Source organism: Luteipulveratus halotolerans (assembly GCF_001247745.1).
GTDB lineage: Bacteria > Actinomycetota > Actinomycetes > Actinomycetales > Dermatophilaceae > Luteipulveratus > Luteipulveratus halotolerans.
Window position 1 is genome coordinate 2,533,107 of record NZ_LAIR01000002.1, and the last position, 15,620, is coordinate 2,548,726.

General features: G+C 70.7%; 15 protein-coding genes. 7 read left to right on the plus strand and 8 right to left on the minus strand.

Going from position 1 to position 15,620, the window contains the following annotated elements; genetic code table 11:
- Positions 1-4 precede the first annotated feature (4 nt).
- The 7 genes from VV01_RS12725 to VV01_RS12755 form a co-directional block, all read right to left on the minus strand.
- Positions 5-1,003, minus strand: coding sequence for a sugar ABC transporter substrate-binding protein (locus VV01_RS12725; protein ID WP_050670214.1), 999 nt, complete (start codon positions 1,001-1,003; stop codon positions 5-7).
- 68 nt (positions 1,004-1,071) lie between these two features.
- Positions 1,072-3,033, minus strand: coding sequence for a 3D-(3,5/4)-trihydroxycyclohexane-1,2-dione acylhydrolase (decyclizing) (gene iolD, locus VV01_RS12730; protein ID WP_050670215.1), 1,962 nt, complete (start codon positions 3,031-3,033; stop codon positions 1,072-1,074).
- Entirely contained in the window at positions 3,030-3,941 is a 912-nt protein-coding gene (gene iolB / locus VV01_RS12735; protein WP_050670216.1) for a 5-deoxy-glucuronate isomerase, read from the minus strand. Before iolB ends, iolD begins: the two co-directional genes overlap by 4 nt.
- On the minus strand, positions 3,938-4,822 hold the full coding sequence (locus VV01_RS12740) for a Cgl0159 family (beta/alpha)8-fold protein (RefSeq protein ID WP_050671910.1): 885 nt from the start codon (positions 4,820-4,822) through the stop codon (positions 3,938-3,940). Before VV01_RS12740 ends, iolB begins: the two co-directional genes overlap by 4 nt.
- Entirely contained in the window at positions 4,819-5,745 is a 927-nt protein-coding gene (gene iolC / locus VV01_RS12745; protein ID WP_050671911.1) for a 5-dehydro-2-deoxygluconokinase, read from the minus strand. The genes VV01_RS12740 and iolC overlap by 4 nt, the downstream gene beginning before the upstream one ends.
- Before the next feature lie 23 nt (positions 5,746-5,768).
- Complete coding sequence (locus tag VV01_RS12750) at positions 5,769-6,644, minus strand: TIM barrel protein (protein WP_050670217.1); 876 nt, start codon at positions 6,642-6,644, stop codon at positions 5,769-5,771.
- Positions 6,641-7,645, minus strand: coding sequence for a Gfo/Idh/MocA family protein (locus tag VV01_RS12755; RefSeq protein ID WP_050670218.1), 1,005 nt, complete (start codon positions 7,643-7,645; stop codon positions 6,641-6,643). The genes VV01_RS12750 and VV01_RS12755 overlap by 4 nt, the downstream gene beginning before the upstream one ends.
- Before the next feature lie 163 nt (positions 7,646-7,808).
- Between VV01_RS12755 and VV01_RS12760 the strand changes: the two genes are divergently transcribed.
- A complete protein-coding gene (locus VV01_RS12760; protein WP_050670219.1) occupies positions 7,809-8,546 on the plus strand; it encodes a GntR family transcriptional regulator in 738 nt (245 codons plus the stop codon).
- Between the two features lie 150 nt (positions 8,547-8,696).
- Positions 8,697-9,629, plus strand: a complete 933-nt coding sequence (locus VV01_RS12765; RefSeq protein WP_157508827.1) for a hypothetical protein — start codon at positions 8,697-8,699, stop codon at positions 9,627-9,629.
- 116 nt (positions 9,630-9,745) lie between these two features.
- Here the strand turns inward: VV01_RS12765 and VV01_RS12770 are convergent, their stop codons facing one another.
- Complete coding sequence (locus VV01_RS12770) at positions 9,746-10,399, minus strand: PH domain-containing protein (protein ID WP_157508828.1); 654 nt, start codon at positions 10,397-10,399, stop codon at positions 9,746-9,748.
- A gap of 17 nt (positions 10,400-10,416) precedes the next feature.
- Here VV01_RS12770 and deoC point away from each other — a divergent pair, with 17 nt between their 5' ends.
- From deoC to VV01_RS12795, 5 genes are read left to right on the plus strand one after another with little or no spacing between them, the layout of a single operon-like run.
- Positions 10,417-11,382, plus strand: coding sequence for a deoxyribose-phosphate aldolase (gene deoC, locus VV01_RS12775; protein WP_050670222.1), 966 nt, complete (start codon positions 10,417-10,419; stop codon positions 11,380-11,382).
- A gap of 9 nt (positions 11,383-11,391) precedes the next feature.
- Positions 11,392-12,849: an aldehyde dehydrogenase family protein gene (locus VV01_RS12780; RefSeq protein ID WP_050670223.1), complete on the plus strand. Its 1,458-nt coding sequence runs from the start codon at positions 11,392-11,394 to the stop codon at positions 12,847-12,849.
- Positions 12,846-13,784 (plus strand): aldehyde dehydrogenase family protein, encoded by a 939-nt coding sequence (locus VV01_RS12785; protein ID WP_050670224.1) that lies wholly within the window; start codon positions 12,846-12,848, stop codon positions 13,782-13,784. The genes VV01_RS12780 and VV01_RS12785 overlap by 4 nt, the downstream gene beginning before the upstream one ends.
- 59 nt (positions 13,785-13,843) lie before the next feature.
- On the plus strand, positions 13,844-14,437 hold the full coding sequence (locus VV01_RS12790; protein ID WP_231635227.1) for a uridine kinase family protein: 594 nt from the start codon (positions 13,844-13,846) through the stop codon (positions 14,435-14,437).
- A 37-nt stretch (positions 14,438-14,474) separates the two neighbouring features.
- Positions 14,475-15,620: a DUF7847 domain-containing protein gene (locus VV01_RS12795; protein ID WP_050670225.1), complete on the plus strand. Its 1,146-nt coding sequence runs from the start codon at positions 14,475-14,477 to the stop codon at positions 15,618-15,620.

The following is a 15,620-nucleotide window of genomic DNA, read 5'->3' on the forward strand; positions in this document are numbered from 1 at the left end:
TGACTCACCGACGCCCGCTGGCCGCGAACTTCTCGACCGCGGCGACGTTGCTCTTGTCGATGAACGCCGGACCGGTCAGCACCGGCTGCCCGCCGCCGACGATGTTGCCGTTGGTCTTGAGCAGCCACAGCTGGTCGACCGCGAGGTAGCCCTGCAGGTAGGGCTGCTGGTCGACCGCCCACTGCACGGTGCCCGCCTTGATGGCGTTGATGAGGTCCTGGCTGGTGTCGAAGGTGACGATCTTGGCCGTGCTCGCCGCACTCGCCTTGGACTGCACCGCGACCGTCGCGATCGGGCCGCCCAGGGTGAGCACGTAGTCGATCGCCTTGTCCTGCTGCAGCTTGGAGGTGATCGCGGTCTGCATGCTCGCCGGCGACTTGCCGTCGACGTAGAGCAGCTGGGTGGCCGGGATGCGCTGCTTGACGCCGGCGCAGCGGTCCTCGAGGCCGACGTTGCCCTGCTCGTGGATGACGCAGATCGGGTGCTTGGCGCCCTCCTTGAGCATCCGGTCGCCCGCCTGCTGGCCCGCGATCTTCTCGTCCTGCCCGAAGTACGACGTGACGCCCATGGCCTTCCACCGGTCGAGGCCGCCGTTGAGGGCGACGACGGGGATCTTGGCGGCGACGGCCTTCTTGACCACGCCCTGCATGGCGTCCGGCTTGGCGAGCGTGAGAGCGATGCCGTCGACCTTCTTGTCGATGGCCTGCTGCACCAGGTTGGCCTGCTTGGCGCCGTCGGGGTCGGCGGTGTACTGCAGGTCGACGTTGTCCTTGGCGGCAGCGTCCTGGGCGCCCTTGCGGACGATGTCCCAGAACGTGTCGCCCGGCCCCGAGTGGGTGACCAGCGCGATCGTCATCTTCGGGGTCGTGGCCTTGCCGGCATTGCGTGCCCGCTCGGCGTCCTCGACGGCCTTGCGCCCACCGGTCGAGCTGCACGCCGCGAGCGCGGCCACCAGCACGGTCGTCGCGACCACGGCGGTGGCCCTTCGGGTACGGCTGCTCATTGCTGTGTCCTTTCAGCCACCCCGGGGGCATCACGCCGAAGGTCGGCGCGACGACGAGCCGGGGCGAGTCACATGTCGGCCCCAGTCTGCCGAGTCCGGGCGCTGCGCGCAGGATCCACGCCGGACCGGGTCGGGGCGAGCAGCGGGCGTTGCGCCTTGCGGTGGTCGACGTAGTCGTCGTACGCCGTCCGCGTGGTGTCCAGGTCGCTCACCTCGGCGACAGGGACGTCCCACCACGCGCCGTTGTCGGGCCCGGGCGCACTCGGGTCGGTCTCGACGTGGATGACGAACGGGCCGAAGTCGCGCGGTGCGGCCTTCGCCTCTCGGATCGCGGTGTGCAGCTCCTCGACCGAGGCGACCTCGACGACGTGGGCTCCGAGGCTGCGCGCGTTGGCCGCGAGGTCGACGGGCAGGTGCGGGCCGTCGAGGCGGCCGTCGTCGCTGCGGTAGCGGTACTGCGTCCCGAAACGTTGCGATCCCAGCGACTCCGACAGCGCGCCGATCGAGCCGAACCCGTGGTTCTGCACGATCACGACGACGATCTTGACCCGCTCCTGGACCGCGACGACCAGCTCGCTCGGCATCATGAGGTACGACCCGTCCCCGACGAGCACGAACACGTCGCGGTCGGGCTGGGCGAGGCGGACGCCGATACCGCCCGGGATCTCGTAGCCCATGCACGAGTAGCCGTACTCGACGTGGTAGCCGCCGCGGTCGCGTACGCGCCAGAGCTGGTGCAGGTCGCCCGGCATCGACCCCGCCGCGCACACGACGACGTCCCGCGGGTCGCTGTGCTCGTTGACCGCGCCGAGCACCTGGCCCTGGGTGAGCACGCCGTCCGCGAGCTGGTCGGTGACCTCGGCCGGTGGGTGATGGATCGCCTCGACGTGCTCGTCCCACTGCTGCCACTCGCGACCGATGCGCTCGGTGTACGACGCGTCGGTGCGGTGGCCGTCGAGCTGCGCCGTGAGTGCGGTGAGGGCCTCGCGGGCGTCGCCGACGAGTGCGAGACCGGCGTGCTTGCCCGCGTCGAAGCGGCCGACGTTGATGTTGATGAAGCGAACTCCGTTGTCCTGGAAGGCCGTTCGCGACGCGGTGGTGAAGTCGGACCACCTCGTGCCGACACCGATGACCAGGTCGGCGTCACGCGCGAAGGCGTTGGCGGCCGTCGTACCGGTCGATCCGATCGCGCCGAGCAGCTGCGGGTGGCCGTGGACAAGTGAGCCCTTGCCGGCCTGCGTCTCGCCGACCGCGATGCCGGTGGCCTCGCAGAAGGCGGCCAGGGCGTCCTCGGCACCGCTGTAGTGCACTCCCCCGCCGGCAACGACGAGCGGCCGCTGCGCGTTGCGGATCAGATCGGCGGTCGCCGCGACCTGCGACGGCTCGGCCGGCGGGCGGGCGATGTGCCAGACGCGCTCGTCGAACAGGTCGTCCGGGAAGTCGTGGGCCTGCGCCTGCACGTCCTGGGGCAGCGCGATCGTGACGGCGCCGGTCTCGACCGGGTCGGTCAGCACGCGCATCGCCTGCATCAGCGCGTCAGCCAGCTGCTCAGGTCGGCTCACCCGGTCGAACCAGCGCGACACCGGACGCAGCGCGTCGTTGACCGTGACGTCGCCGGCGACCGGCAACTCCAGCTGCTGCAGCACGCTGCCGGTCGCGCGGGTCGCAAAGGTCCCTGACGGCAGCAGCAGCACGGGCAGCCGGTTGACCGTGGCGAGCGCAGCGCCCGTGACCATGTTGGTCGAGCCGGGACCGACCGAGGCGGTGCACGCCCACATGCGCAGCCGGTTGCTGGCGCGGGCGTACGCCGTGGCGGTGTGCACCATCGCCTGCTCGTTGCGCGCGAGGACGTAGGGCAGCGCCGGCACACCGGTGCGTTCGTCCTGCAGCAGGGCCTGCCCGAGCCCGGCGACGTTGCCGTGCCCGAAGATGCCGAGACACCCCGCGAACGCCGGGTGCAGCTCGCCGTCACGCTCGGTCAGCTGCTGCCCGAGGAACCGCACGACCGCCTGCCCCACCGTGAGCCTCATCGAGTCTCATCCCCGAACGGGAGCCGTGGGTCCATCGTCTGCCCCTCCCAGGTGTCGCGCACCCAGCCGTGCGCCGGGTCGTCGCAGATCAGCCAGGCACGCTCTGCACCCGGGCCGGCCATCACATTGAGGTAGTACAGGTCGTAGCCGGGCGGCGCTGTCGCCGGCCCGTGCCAGCCGTGGGGTACGAGCACGACGTCTCCGGTCCGCACCTCTGCCAGCACATCGATCGGCCGATCCTCCGTGCCGTAGACCCGTTGGTAAGCAACGGGATCCGCGCCTTCCGGTCCGGCGATGTGGTCGACCTCGAAGTAGTAGATCTCCTCGAGCTCGGTCTCAGCACCGGCACGCTCCTCGTCGTGCTTGTGCGGCGGGTAGGAGCTCCAGTTGCCGGCAGGCGTCAGCACCTCGCACGCGATGATCCGGTCGGCGTCGAGCACGTCGGGCGTGCCGAAGTTGCGGACCTCCCGGCTCGCCTGACCAGCGCCCCGCAGCTCGACCGGCACGGCTGCGGCAGCGATGTGTCTCGGAGAACGCCGACCCGGCGTACGCACCCTGGCCGTGCACACCGCCACACGTGCCGCGTCCGTCGCCGTGAGCGTCAGACTCCCGCCCGCGGGCAGGTACGCGACATCGGTGGGCCCGGCGAACACCGACGGCCGCCCGACGAGGTCGTACGCCGCGCCACCGGACCACGCGACGTGCACGCCGCCTGCCAGGGGTACGACGACCGCCTCCCTCCCTGCCAGCTCGACCGTGACCGGTCGCCCGGGAACCAGGTCGGCCACGTGGAGCCCGGTGTGCTGCCAGCCGTCGTGGCTGATGTCCACGACGACCGAGAACCCTTCAGCCGCAGTCGAACCCAGCGGCAGAACCCAACGAGCGTTGTCTCGTCCGAGGCCTGTCATCTGTCACCTCCGTGCACGAGCTCGACCGCCGTACGCACTGCCGCGCCGACGTCTCCGTCGAGTGGGTACAGCAGGGCGCGTCCGACGACGAGCCCCCGCACCGACGGGAGGGTGAGCGCATCGGCCCACGCGGCGTACGTCTGCTCCGGGGCCTCGTGCGGGTCGCCACCGAGCAGCAGCGTCGGCAGCGTGGTGGCGTCCATGACGCGCGCCATGTTGTCGACGACGGGCAGCTTGAGCCAGGTGTACGCGCTCGTCGCACCGAGACCGCTCGCGACGACCACCGATCTCACGACTGAGTCGGTGTCGAGCTGGTTGACCATCCGGTCGTCCTCGAAGCGGGACAGGAACGGTTCGATCATCATCGGCAGGCGCCGCTCGGCGAGTGCGCTGACGGCGTGACCGGTCGCCTCGAGCGTCGCGGCCGTGCCGGGCTCGTCCAGGCACACGCGCATCAGGGCCTTGCCGCCGTCGAGCCCCAGGCGGTCGAGGGTCTCGGGGTCGTACGCCGTGTAGCGGTCGTCGGCCTCGAAAACCGCGCCCTGGAGGCCGCCGCGGTTCATCGACCCGATCGCGACCTTGCCGTCGAGCGCACCGAGCAGCAGCAGGTCCTCGAGCACGTCGGGGCTGCCGAGAACGCCGTCGACGCCGGGCACCGCCAGGGCGACCTGCAGCCGTCCCAGGAGGTCGGTGCGGCTGGCCATCGCCATCGGCTGGTCACGCACCCCGAGCGCATTGCGTGCCGGGTGGTCGGCAGCGACCAGCAGCAGGCGACCGTCGTCAGCGAGCAGAGGACGACGTCGCCTGGCGGCCCAGGAATCTGCGACCCGACCCGGGTCGGTGGCCCGGATCTCGTTGATTTGCAACGGATCGAGCGTCATGCGACTCGCCCTCTCGACGACGCCGCGTCGACCTCGTCCGTGGTCGGCATCGCCGTCGAGCACTCCAGCCTCGACGCGACGATGGCACCGGCGACGTTGGCGAACCGCAGCGTCCGCGCCAGCGGCCACTCGGCCAGCAGACCGTGACACAGCGCCCCGCCGAACGCATCGCCCGCACCGAGGCCGTTGAGGACCTCGACCGGGAACGCCGGCAGGTCGACCCGCTCGTCAGGGGTCGCCGCGAGCACACCGGCCGGGCCGCGCTTGACGACCGCCAGGTCGAGCCCTCGCGCGAGGAGCGCGTCGGCGGCTCTGTCGGCGTCGGTCTCACCCGTGGCGACCTCGCACTCCTCGCGGTTGCCGACGGCCACCGTGACGTGGTCGAGCGCCGCGTCGACCTCGCGTCGCGCGGCTGCAGGATCTGCCCAGAACATCGGTCGATAGTCGAGGTCGAGCACGGTGTGCGCCCGCCGCCCGCGCGCGTCCCACGCGGCGTGGTGGGCGGCGCGGCTCGGCTCCTGGCTGAGTCCGGTCACGGTGGCCCAGAAGATCGTGGCCTCACGAATCGCGTTCAACGGCAACGTGTTCGGCTCGATCATGAGGTCAGGTGCCGTCGGGTAGCGGTAGAACCACAACGGGAAGTCGTCCGGAGGGAACACCTCGCAGAACGTCACCGGCGTGGGAGGTCCGTCGACGGCCGACACGAACACGTCGTCGACACCCAGCCGTCGCAGCTCACGGTGCACGTAGCGACCGAACGCGTCGTCTCCGGTGCGCGTGATCACTGCCGTACGCCGGCCGTGCCGCGCCGCAGCCACCGTCACGTTGGTGGCGCTCCCGCCGAGGAACTTCTCGAACGTCCGCACCTCCTCCAACGGCACCCGGTGCTGGAGCGGATAGATGTCGACACCGACCCGCCCCATGGCGATCAGGTCGTACGCGCCGGTCACGGCCTGGCTCCACGTTCACCGGCCGCGAGCCACCCGCGGCTCGCTCGTACGTCGGCGGTCGCAGGTGCCGCGTCGTCATCCGCCATGACTCGGTCCTGCTCCAGCGCGTACCAGCCCGAGTACCCCTGCTGCTCAAGGGATTCGACGATCCGCCCGATGTCGACCGCGCCCTCGCCGAGCGGCACGTAGATGCCCTGCTCGACCGCCTCGCCGTACGCGAGCGAACCGTCGACCACCCGGTCTAGCAGGTCCTGACGGACGTCCTTGAGGTGGACGTGGGCGATCCGCGCGGCGTGCTGCTCGGCCAGTCGCACCGGGTCGCTCCCACCGATGAGCAGATGCCCGGTGTCCAGGCACAGCGGTGCGGCCGATCCGTCGAGGACCCGCCGCACCTCGGCGTCCGACTCGATCATCGTGCCGACGTGCGGGTGGAGCACGACGTCGAGCCCGGCGTCACGACCACGCGCGACCAGGTCGTCGAGCAGCCCGAGTGCACGCTCCCAGGCGGGCTCCGTCCAGGCCGGCCGGTCGTCGTACCCCTGTTGCCCGGTGGAGGCGGCGAGCACGACCGTCGTACCACCGCTGACGCTCAAAGCCGTTGCGGTGCGGTCGAACTCGGCCCGCGGGTCGTGCGTCTCGTCGTGGATCACCACGGGGAGGAACTGCGCCACGGCTCGCAGCCCGAAGCGGTCCAGCTGCGCGCGAGGATCGGCGTCGAGGAATCCGGTCGGGCCCAGCTCGGTGGCCGTGAGACCGACCTCGCGGATGGCGCCGAGCACCTGGTCGACGGGCAGCTGCACACCCCACCCCTCGACCTCCGACACGCCCCACGAGATAGGGGCGGCCGCGACGCGGTCGAGGAGCCCGGTCACAGGTCCGCGACCTCCGCGAGCGGCACGACCCGGCCCTCACGCCACGACCGGTCGCACGCCTCGGCCGTACGGAACGCCTGCAGCGCATCGGCCACCGTGCACGGCGACGGCGTCTCACCGCGCGCCACCGCGGCGAACGCCGTGAGCTCGGCGACGTAGGCCGGCTGGAAGCGGTCCATGAACGTCGCGTGCCCCGGCCCCGGCGGGAACGTCACGCCCTCCTCGGCCGATCGCATCGCCAGCGAGTCGTCGAGACCGGCCGTGAGTGTGCCCTTGCTGCCCATCGCCTCCAGGCGCACGTCGTGGCCCGCACCGTTGTAGCGCGTCGACGACACCAGGCAGGTCGTGCCGTCGACGAGACGCAGCAGCGCGGCGCCGGAGTCGACGTCGCCCGCGTCGACGAAGAACTGCTCACCCTTGTTGCCGCCCGTGGCGTACGCCGACTCGACCTCCTGGCCCGTCACGAACCGGATCGCGTCGAAGTCGTGCACGTTGCAGTCGCGGAAGATGCCGCCGCTCGTCGGGATGTACGACGCGTGCGGCGGGGTCTGGTCGTGGGTGTTGGCGCGGATCGTGTGCACGAACCCGAGCTCGTCGGCGGCGATCGCGTCACGCACCCGCTGGTAGCCCGCGTCGAAGCGCCGCTGGAAGCCGATGTGCACCGGCGTGCTGCTCTCGGCCTCGAGACGAGCGAGCTCGAGCGTCTCGTCCAGCGTGCGCGCGACGGGTTTCTCGCAGAACGTGGGTACGCCGGCCGCGATCCCCTGTCGCAGCAGCTCGGCGTGCGCGGGGGTCGCCGCCGCGATCACGAAGCCGTCGATGCCCGAGCCGAGCAGACCGTCGACGTCACCGGCGTGCTCGGCACCGATCTCAGCGGCCACGCGCTGGGCGGCCGCATCGTCGGCATCCGCGACCACGAGGCTGTCGACGTCGTCCAGCCCCAGCAGGGTGCGGGCGTGGAACGCACCGATCCGACCGACTCCGACAAGACCGATCCGCATCGGCGAGTTCCGTTCTGCTGCAGGGAGACTGGAGGTTGGTGCCGGCGGTGCGCGACCGTCGTACCGCTGTCCAGGCTCTCCCCCAGGCGGACCCGTGTCAAGAAATGTCCTGACATTCTCTTGTCCTGCCTTTGAGCGCACATTCGGCGCTACGCTGCGACGCGTGGTCGAACCCGTGCCCGTGACTCTCGATCGTGGGTCACCCGTGCCGCTCTACCACCAGCTCGCCGAGCAGCTGCGTGACGCCGTGACGTCCGGGCGCCTGCAGCCCGGCGACCCGTTCGAGAACGAGATGGCAATGGCGCAGCGCCTCGGTCTGTCCAGGCCGACCGTCCGTCGCGCGATCCAGGACCTGGTCGCCCAAGGCCTCCTGCTGCGGCGGCGCGGGCTCGGCACCACCGTCGCCAACCGGCAGATCCATCGCCGGGCCGAGCTCACCAGCCTGTACGACGACCTGCAGCGCGGCGGCGAGGTGCCGTCGACGACCGTGCTCGACCTGCGGTCGGTGCCGGACGAGACCGCGGCCCTGGCGCTCGGCGTCCCTGTCGACGTCGACCTCACGCGGATCACGCGGGTGCGGACCGTCGGCGAGCAGCCGTTCGCGCTGATGCGCAACTGGTTGCCGCCCGCGCTCGGTGCGGTGACGCGTGACCAGCTCGAGCGGGACGGGCTCTACGCGCTGCTGCGCGAGCGCGGCGTCCGACCGGTCGTGGCGCACCAGACGATCGGGGCCCGCCGTCCCACAGCCGCCGAACGACGGCGTCTCGGGCTCCGGCCCTCGGAGCCGGTGCTGACCATGACGCGGGCCGCGTTCGACGCCGCCGGCAACCCGGTGGAGTACGGCGACCACATCTACCGGGCGGACTCGTACACCATCGACGTCACCGTCGACGAGCGCTGACCCACGTACGAATCTCGTCTGTCCGGCGCTCCATGCACTGCCGGACAGACAGACTTCGCCGCACCCTCGTACGAAACCCGTCTACCCGGCACTCCATGCACTGCCGAGCAGACAGCCTTCGTACGCCATCGGTCTCGCGAGCCCGAACCTGTGGATGACTGCAGCCAGCTGCGTCAGACGGGAGTGGAGCCCCGCCGCGCGCGCGACGGGACGCCGTCGTTCCACGTCGTGCGCCACGGCGTGTGCATCGACGCTGACACCTGGGCCTCGCTGGGGGCGGACGAGCGCTACCGCGCGTTCGTCCACGCCACGGCGTTGATGGCTCGGTCGGGTCCGCACGTGTTCTCTCATGAGTCCGCTGCCGTCCTGTGGGGCCTGCCCGTGGTGACGCCGTGGCCACGCAAAGCGCACGTCGTCGTGGACCCCCGAAAGGCTCGCAGCACAGCCCTCATCGTCAGGCACGAGCACGAGGACACCCGCGCCGAGGAGGTCGACGGCCAGCGGGCGACATCGGCGGCCCGGACGATCATCGACCTCGCGCGCGACAGCGGTCTGCTCGATGCGGTCGCCGCTGCGGACCACGCACTGCGCATCGGCCTGTGCACCCGCGAGGACCTTGAGCGCGAGGCACGACTCCTCCCTGTGCACACGCCGGGTTCGGGCCAGGCTCGCCTGGCCGCCGAGCTGGCGGACCCAGCGTCGGAGTCACCGGGCGAGAGTCTCAGCCGGGCACAGATGTTCCTCTTGCGCTTTCCCCGCCCCCGACTGCAGGTCGAGCACCGCGACGCCGACGGGCTGATCGGTGTCGTCGACTTCGACTGGGACGGCTGCGTCGGTGAGTTCGACGGCTACACGAAGTACTCGTCCAGATACGCACCGACCGTCGATGACGCACGAGCAATCGTCTACCGGGAGAAGCTCCGCGAGGACCGAGTTCGCGCACTCCCCCGCAACGTGGCCCGCTGGGGGTGGGACCACGCGCTCGCTGGAGCGCCCATGGCACAGCGGCTCTGCGCACAGGGTGTCCGACCGGAACCACGCCGACAGTGGTTCACCGTGCCCGGGCTGCCCGGCAATGACTGACTGTCCGGCACTCCATGCACTGCCGGACAGACAGACTTCGCCGGGCCCTCGTACGAAACCCGTCTGTTCGGCACGCCATGCACTGCCGGACAGACGGGTTTGAGTGAAGGGGTCGGTCAGGTGAGGACGGCCACGGCGGCCATGGCGACCGCGGCGACGAGAGCCGCGATCGCGAGCACCGCGGGGCGTACGACGACCGGCCCGGTCTGCGGCTCCAGCAGGCCCTCCCCGACCGCCTTGTCGTACTCCTCACGCTGGAGCCGGATCTGCTGGGCCAGGTCTCCGGCTGAGCCGCGCCGCTCGCGACGGACGACCTCGTCGGCGTTGGCACCGCCCGCGATCCGTCCCAGGCCAGCCATCGGGCCGAGCAAGGACGCCTTGCTCCCCTCGGGCGCACTGGCACGAGGGCGCTGCGCGGAGATCGCCCACGCGGAGTAGCCGTCGTCGTCGGGCGTGAACACCTTGAGGTTCCAACGGCTCTCGAGCACGTCGACCTGAGGCCAGGGCAGGTGCACGTCGCGCACGAGGTTGTGGATGTGCACACCGTCCTGCCGCAGCTGCACCGACGGGCGCAGCAGGACGACCCAGGCGATGAGCGCGACGGCTCCGGACCACAGCAGGATCTCGACCTTGCCATTGGCATCCTCGAGCAGCGACAGCAGTGAGAGGCCTGCGGCGACGACCACCAGGAACCACCCCGCGACCTGCGCAGTCATCTGCCGGAAGACGTGGCGGGGCGGCTTCGCGGCTGGCTCTGGGGTGCTCGACATGCGGATAGAGTTACCCGGTGAGCACAAGCACTGCAACGTCGCGGGCTCGGGACCTGCTCGGGGTGTCTGCCCTGACCAACGCCTCCTTGACGACCTGGCTGCACGGACTGCCCGGCGTCGACCACGTCGGCGCCGATGCTCGAGCCGCCGCCCTCAGTACGCGTTCGATCAAGACCACCAGCAAGGCGTGGGCGATCGACACCGCCATCAGCATGATCGACCTCACCACGCTCGAGGGCGCCGACACCGAGGGCAAGGTCCGCTCGTTGTGCGCCAAGGCGATCACCCCTGACCCGCTCGACCCGACCACTCCGCACGTCGCCGCGGTCTGCGTCTACAACGACATGGTCGGCGTCGCCAAGGACGCCCTCAAGGGTACCGACATCAACGTCGCTGCTGTCGCCACCGCGTTCCCCTCGGGCCGCGCGAGCCTGCCGGTCAAGGTCGCCGACACCAAGGACGCCGTCGATGCCGGCGCCGATGAGATCGACATGGTCATCGACCGCGGTGCGTTCCTCTCGGGCCGCTACCGCCAGGTGTTCGACGAGATCGTCGCCACGAAGGAGGCCTGCGGTCAGGCTCACCTCAAGGTCATCCTCGAGACCGGCGAGCTCGTGACCTACGACAACGTGCGCCGCGCGTCGTGGCTCGCGATGCTCGCGGGCGCCGACTTCATCAAGACCTCCACCGGCAAGATCCAGCCGGCCGCCACCCTGCCCGTCACCCTGATCATGCTCGAGGCCGTCCGCGACTGGCGTGAGCAGACCGGCGAGATGATCGGGGTCAAGCCCGCCGGCGGCATCCGCACCACCAAGGACGCGGTCAAGTTCCTCGTGACGGTCAACGAGATCGCCGGCGACGACTGGCTGACGCCGCAGTGGTTCCGGTTCGGCGCGTCCAGCCTGCTCACCGACCTGCAGCTGCAGCGCCAGAAGCTCGCGACGGGCGCCTACTCCGGCCCCGACTACGTGACGATCGACTGAGGAAGAACCATGGCGAAGTTCGAGTACGCCCCCGCCCCCGAGTCGCGCGCGGTCGTCGACCTGCGGTCCTCGTACGGACTGTTCATCAACGGTGAGTTCGTCGACGGCACGGGTGGGTCGTTCAAGACGATCAACCCGGCGACCGAGGAGCACCTGGCCGACATCTGCGAGGCGAGCGCCGCCGACGTCGACCGTGCCGTCAAGGCCGCGCGCACGGCGTACACCCGCGTCTGGAGCCGCATGTCGGGCGCCGACCGCGGCAAGTACCTGTTCCGGATCGCCCGCATCATGCAGGAGCGGGCTCGCGAGCTGGCCGTGCTCGAGACACTCGACAACGGCAAGCCGATCAAGGAGTCGCGCGACGTCGACGTGCCGACCGCTGCGGCGCACTTCTTCTACCACGCGGGCTGGGCCGACAAGCTCGAGTACGCCGGCCTCTCGCCTGCCGGTTCGCCCCCGCCGAAGCCCCTGGGTGTCGTCGGTCAGGTCGTCCCGTGGAACTTCCCGCTGCTGATGCTGGCCTGGAAGATCGCGCCCGCGCTCGCGACGGGCAACACCGTCGTGCTGAAGCCGGCCGAGACCACGCCACTGACCGCCCTGCTGTTCGCCGAGATCTGCCAGCAGGCCGACCTGCCGCCGGGCGTCGTCAACATCGTCACCGGCGCCGGTGAGACCGGCCAGGCACTCGTCGAGCACCCGGGTGTCGACAAGATCGCCTTCACGGGTTCGACCGACGTCGGCAAGGCGATCGCGCGCTCGATCGCCGGCACCCGCAAGCGCGCCACGCTCGAGCTCGGCGGCAAGGCCGCCAACATCGTCTTCGAGGACGCGGCGGTCGACCAGGCCGTCGAGGGCATCGTCAACGGCATCTTCTTCAACCAGGGCCACGTGTGCTGCGCCGGTTCGCGGCTGCTCGTGCAGGAGTCGGTGGCCGACGACGTCGTACGCCGCCTCGAGCGTCGGATGAAGACCCTGCGCTTGGGCGACCCGCTCGACAAGAACACCGACGTCGGCGCCATCAACTCCAGCGCTCAGCTGCAGCGCATCCGCGAGCTCACTGACGCCGGCGAGGCCGAGGGCGCCACCCGCTGGTCCGCCCCGTGCGAGCTGCCCGAGCGCGGATTCTGGTTCGCACCAACGGTTTTCACCGACGTGTCGCAGACGCACCGCATCGCCACCGAGGAGATCTTCGGCCCGGTCCTGTCGGTGCTGACGTTCCGCACGCCCCAGGAAGCCGTCGCCAAGGCCAACAACACCCCCTACGGCCTGTCGGCCGGCATCTGGACCGAGAAGGGCTCGCGCATCCTGTGGATGGCCGACCAGCTCAAGGCCGGTGTGGTGTGGGCCAACACGTTCAACCGGTTCGACCCGACCTCGCCGTTCGGCGGCTACAAGGAGAGCGGCTACGGCCGTGAGGGTGGCCGGCACGGCCTCGAGGCGTACCTGCAGACAGGAGACGAGGCATGAGCCCCGCCAAGACCAAGAAGGCCGCCAAGGCCACCGCACCGCCCGCGCCGAAGCGGCTCGACGTCCGCAAGACCTACAAGCTGTACGTCGGGGGCGCCTTCCCGCGCAGCGAGTCCGGTCGCTCGTACGAGATCACCGACGCCCAGGGGAAGTTCGTCGCCAACGCGGCCCAGGGCTCGCGCAAGGACATCCGCGACGCGGTCGTCAAGGCTCGCGCGGCACAGGCGGGGTGGGCCGGCGCGACGGCGTACAACCGCGGCCAGGTCCTCTACCGCGTGGGCGAGGTCCTCGAGGGTCGGCGTGAGCAGTTCGTGGCCGAGGTCAGCGCCGGCGAGGGGCTGACCAGGGCCCAGGCCGGCACGGTCGTCGACCAGGCCATCGACCGCTGGGTCTGGTACGCCGGGTGGTCCGACAAGGTCGCGCAGGTGCTCGGTGGCCTCAACCCGGTCGCCGGGCCGTACTTCGACATCTCGGCGCCCGAGCCGACCGGAGTCGTGGGAGTCCTTGCGCCGCAACGCAGCTCGCTGCTCGGCCTGGTCTCGGTGATCGCTCCTGCGATCGTCACCGGCAACACCGTCGTGGTCATCACCAGCGAGGACCGTCCGTTGCCGGCGATCTCGCTCGGTGAGGTGCTCGCGACCTCCGACGTGCCCGGTGGTGTCGTCAACCTGATCTCGGGCCGCACCGCCGAGATGGCGCCGTGGCTCGCCTCGCACCGCGACGTCAACGCCATCGACCTCACCGGCGCGGCCGACGCGGTCGACGTCGACTGGGCCGACCTCGAGGTCAAGGCAGCCGACAACCTCAAGCGCGTCCTGCGTCCGGCCGGCGCCGGCGGCGACGCGGTCGAGCCCGACTGGAGCATCGCGCCCGACCTGTCCCGCATCCGCGCCTACCTCGAGACCAAGACGGTCTGGCACCCCAAGGGCAAGTGACCACGCACGACCACGACCCGGCACCTCCCGCCATGCATCGCGACGGTCCCGTCCGGCAGGTGATCCTGCTGTCGGGTCCGAGCGGTGCGGGCAAGACCCGCCTGGCCCACCGACTGCGCGAGCGGCACGGCTGGCCGTTCGTGCGGCTCGACGACTTCTACAAGGACGGCGACGACCCCACGCTGCCCATGCTCGAGATGGGCATCCCCGACTGGGACCACCTCGGCTCCTACGACCTCGACCGGGCGGTCGACGCCCTGGAGCAGCTGTGCCGCACCGGCGTCGTCGACCTGCCCGACTACGACATCTCGACGTCCCGGGTCACGGGTACGACGCGCCTCACCGCGGGTGAGGCGCGCATCGTGGTCGCCGAGGGCATCTTCGCCGCACACGCCGCCCGCCCTCTGGCCGACCGCGGGCTGCTCGCCGCGGCGTACTGCGTGCGGCAGAACCGCTGGGTGACGTTCGGTCGCCGGTTCCTGCGTGACCTCGCCGAGCGCCGCAAACCGCCGCTGGTGCTGCTGCGCCGTGGGCTGCGGCTGTGCCGGCTCGAACCCTCGATCGTCGCCGAGCAGGCCGCCCTCGGTGCCCGGCCGATGACTCCTCCACAGGCCGAGGCCGACGCACAGCGGTGCGCCACGCACGCGGGCTAGGGTTGCGGCCAGACCGCAACCATCGCGTGGGGGACCCTTGAGCAACAGCTGGACCAGCCCGTCGGGCGACGAGGCGCCACCGCCCGAGCAGCGGCCGCCGTACGAGCAGAACCCACCGGCGTACGGCCAGCAGACCGGATACGGGCAGAACCCAGCGGCGTACGGCCAGCAGCCCCCGTACGCAGGGCAGCCGGGTCAGCCCTACCCTCCGGCGGCTCCGATCGCCGGTCCGTACGCCGGCGGGCCGTACGGCGGTTGGGCGCCGTTCGCAGCGATCCGCCCCGGCGTGATCCCGCTGCGAGCCCTCACCCTCAGTGACATCTTCGACGGGGCCGTGCGCACGATCCGCGGCAACCCCGGCGCCACTCTCGGGCTGTCGTTCGTGATCTCACTGGTCGTCGCTCTGCCGGCAGTCGGGCTGCTGCTCGGCCTGGACCAGCTCGACCCGGGCGACAACGAGATCGCGCGCGATCTGGTCTACAACCTCAGCCAGCAAGGCACGTCGTTGCTGCAGCAGCTCGGCGGCGTCGTGCTCGCCGGCATGCTCACGGTCGTGCTCGCGGACGCGGTCCTCGGGCGGCGGCTGTCGATCGGCGGCGCCTGGAGCAGGGTCAAGGGTCGGCTGCTGCCGCTGATCGGCATGACCCTGCTGATCTATCTCGCGCTGGCGCTGCTCGTCGGGTCGGTCGTCCTGATCGGCGTCCTGCTGATCGTGTTCGTCAACGAGGTGGCCGGCGTGATCGTCCTCCTCGTCGGGCTGATCGGTGCGCTCCTCGCCGTGGTCTTCCTCTGGGTCAAGTGGGCGTTCGCGAGTGCGTGCGTCGTGCTCGAGCGGCAGGGGCCGATCGCGGCGCTCAAGCGGTCGTGGGCTCTGACCCGCGGTCAGTGGTGGCGGGTGTTCGGCATCTCGTTGCTGGCCGTGGTCGTCGTCGGGGTGATCGCCTCCATCCTGCTGATCCCGTTCGCGATCGGACTCGCGATCACGATGAGTCCGGACGACCCCGACGCGCTGCCACCCCTCGGTTTCCTGCTCGGCCTCCAAGGCGTCAGTCTCGTCATCAATACGATCACCGCACCGTTCATCGCGAGTGTGACCGGTCTGCTCTACCTCGACCAGCGCATCCGCAAGGAGGCGCTCGACGTCACGCTGATCGCGGCTTCCCAGTCGCAGCAGCCGGGCTGA

Excerpts from the sequence above, each read along its gene's own strand:
- iolC (WP_050671911.1), bottom strand. The coding sequence starts at position 5,745 with ATGGGGCGGGTCGGTGTCGACATCTATCCGCTCCAGCACCGGGTGCCG.
- VV01_RS12785 (WP_050670224.1), top strand. The coding sequence starts at position 12,846 with ATGAGCCCCGCCAAGACCAAGAAGGCCGCCAAGGCCACCGCACCGCCC.
- iolB (WP_050670216.1), bottom strand. The coding sequence starts at position 3,941 with ATGACAGGCCTCGGACGAGACAACGCTCGTTGGGTTCTGCCGCTGGGT.
- VV01_RS12780 (WP_050670223.1), top strand. The coding sequence starts at position 11,392 with ATGGCGAAGTTCGAGTACGCCCCCGCCCCCGAGTCGCGCGCGGTCGTC.
- VV01_RS12725 (WP_050670214.1), bottom strand. The coding sequence starts at position 1,003 with ATGAGCAGCCGTACCCGAAGGGCCACCGCCGTGGTCGCGACGACCGTG.
- VV01_RS12770 (WP_157508828.1), bottom strand. The coding sequence starts at position 10,399 with ATGTCGAGCACCCCAGAGCCAGCCGCGAAGCCGCCCCGCCACGTCTTC.
- VV01_RS12740 (WP_050671910.1), bottom strand. The coding sequence starts at position 4,822 with ATGACGCTCGATCCGTTGCAAATCAACGAGATCCGGGCCACCGACCCG.
- VV01_RS12755 (WP_050670218.1), bottom strand. The coding sequence starts at position 7,645 with ATGCGGATCGGTCTTGTCGGAGTCGGTCGGATCGGTGCGTTCCACGCC.
- iolD (WP_050670215.1), bottom strand. The coding sequence starts at position 3,033 with ATGAGGCTCACGGTGGGGCAGGCGGTCGTGCGGTTCCTCGGGCAGCAG.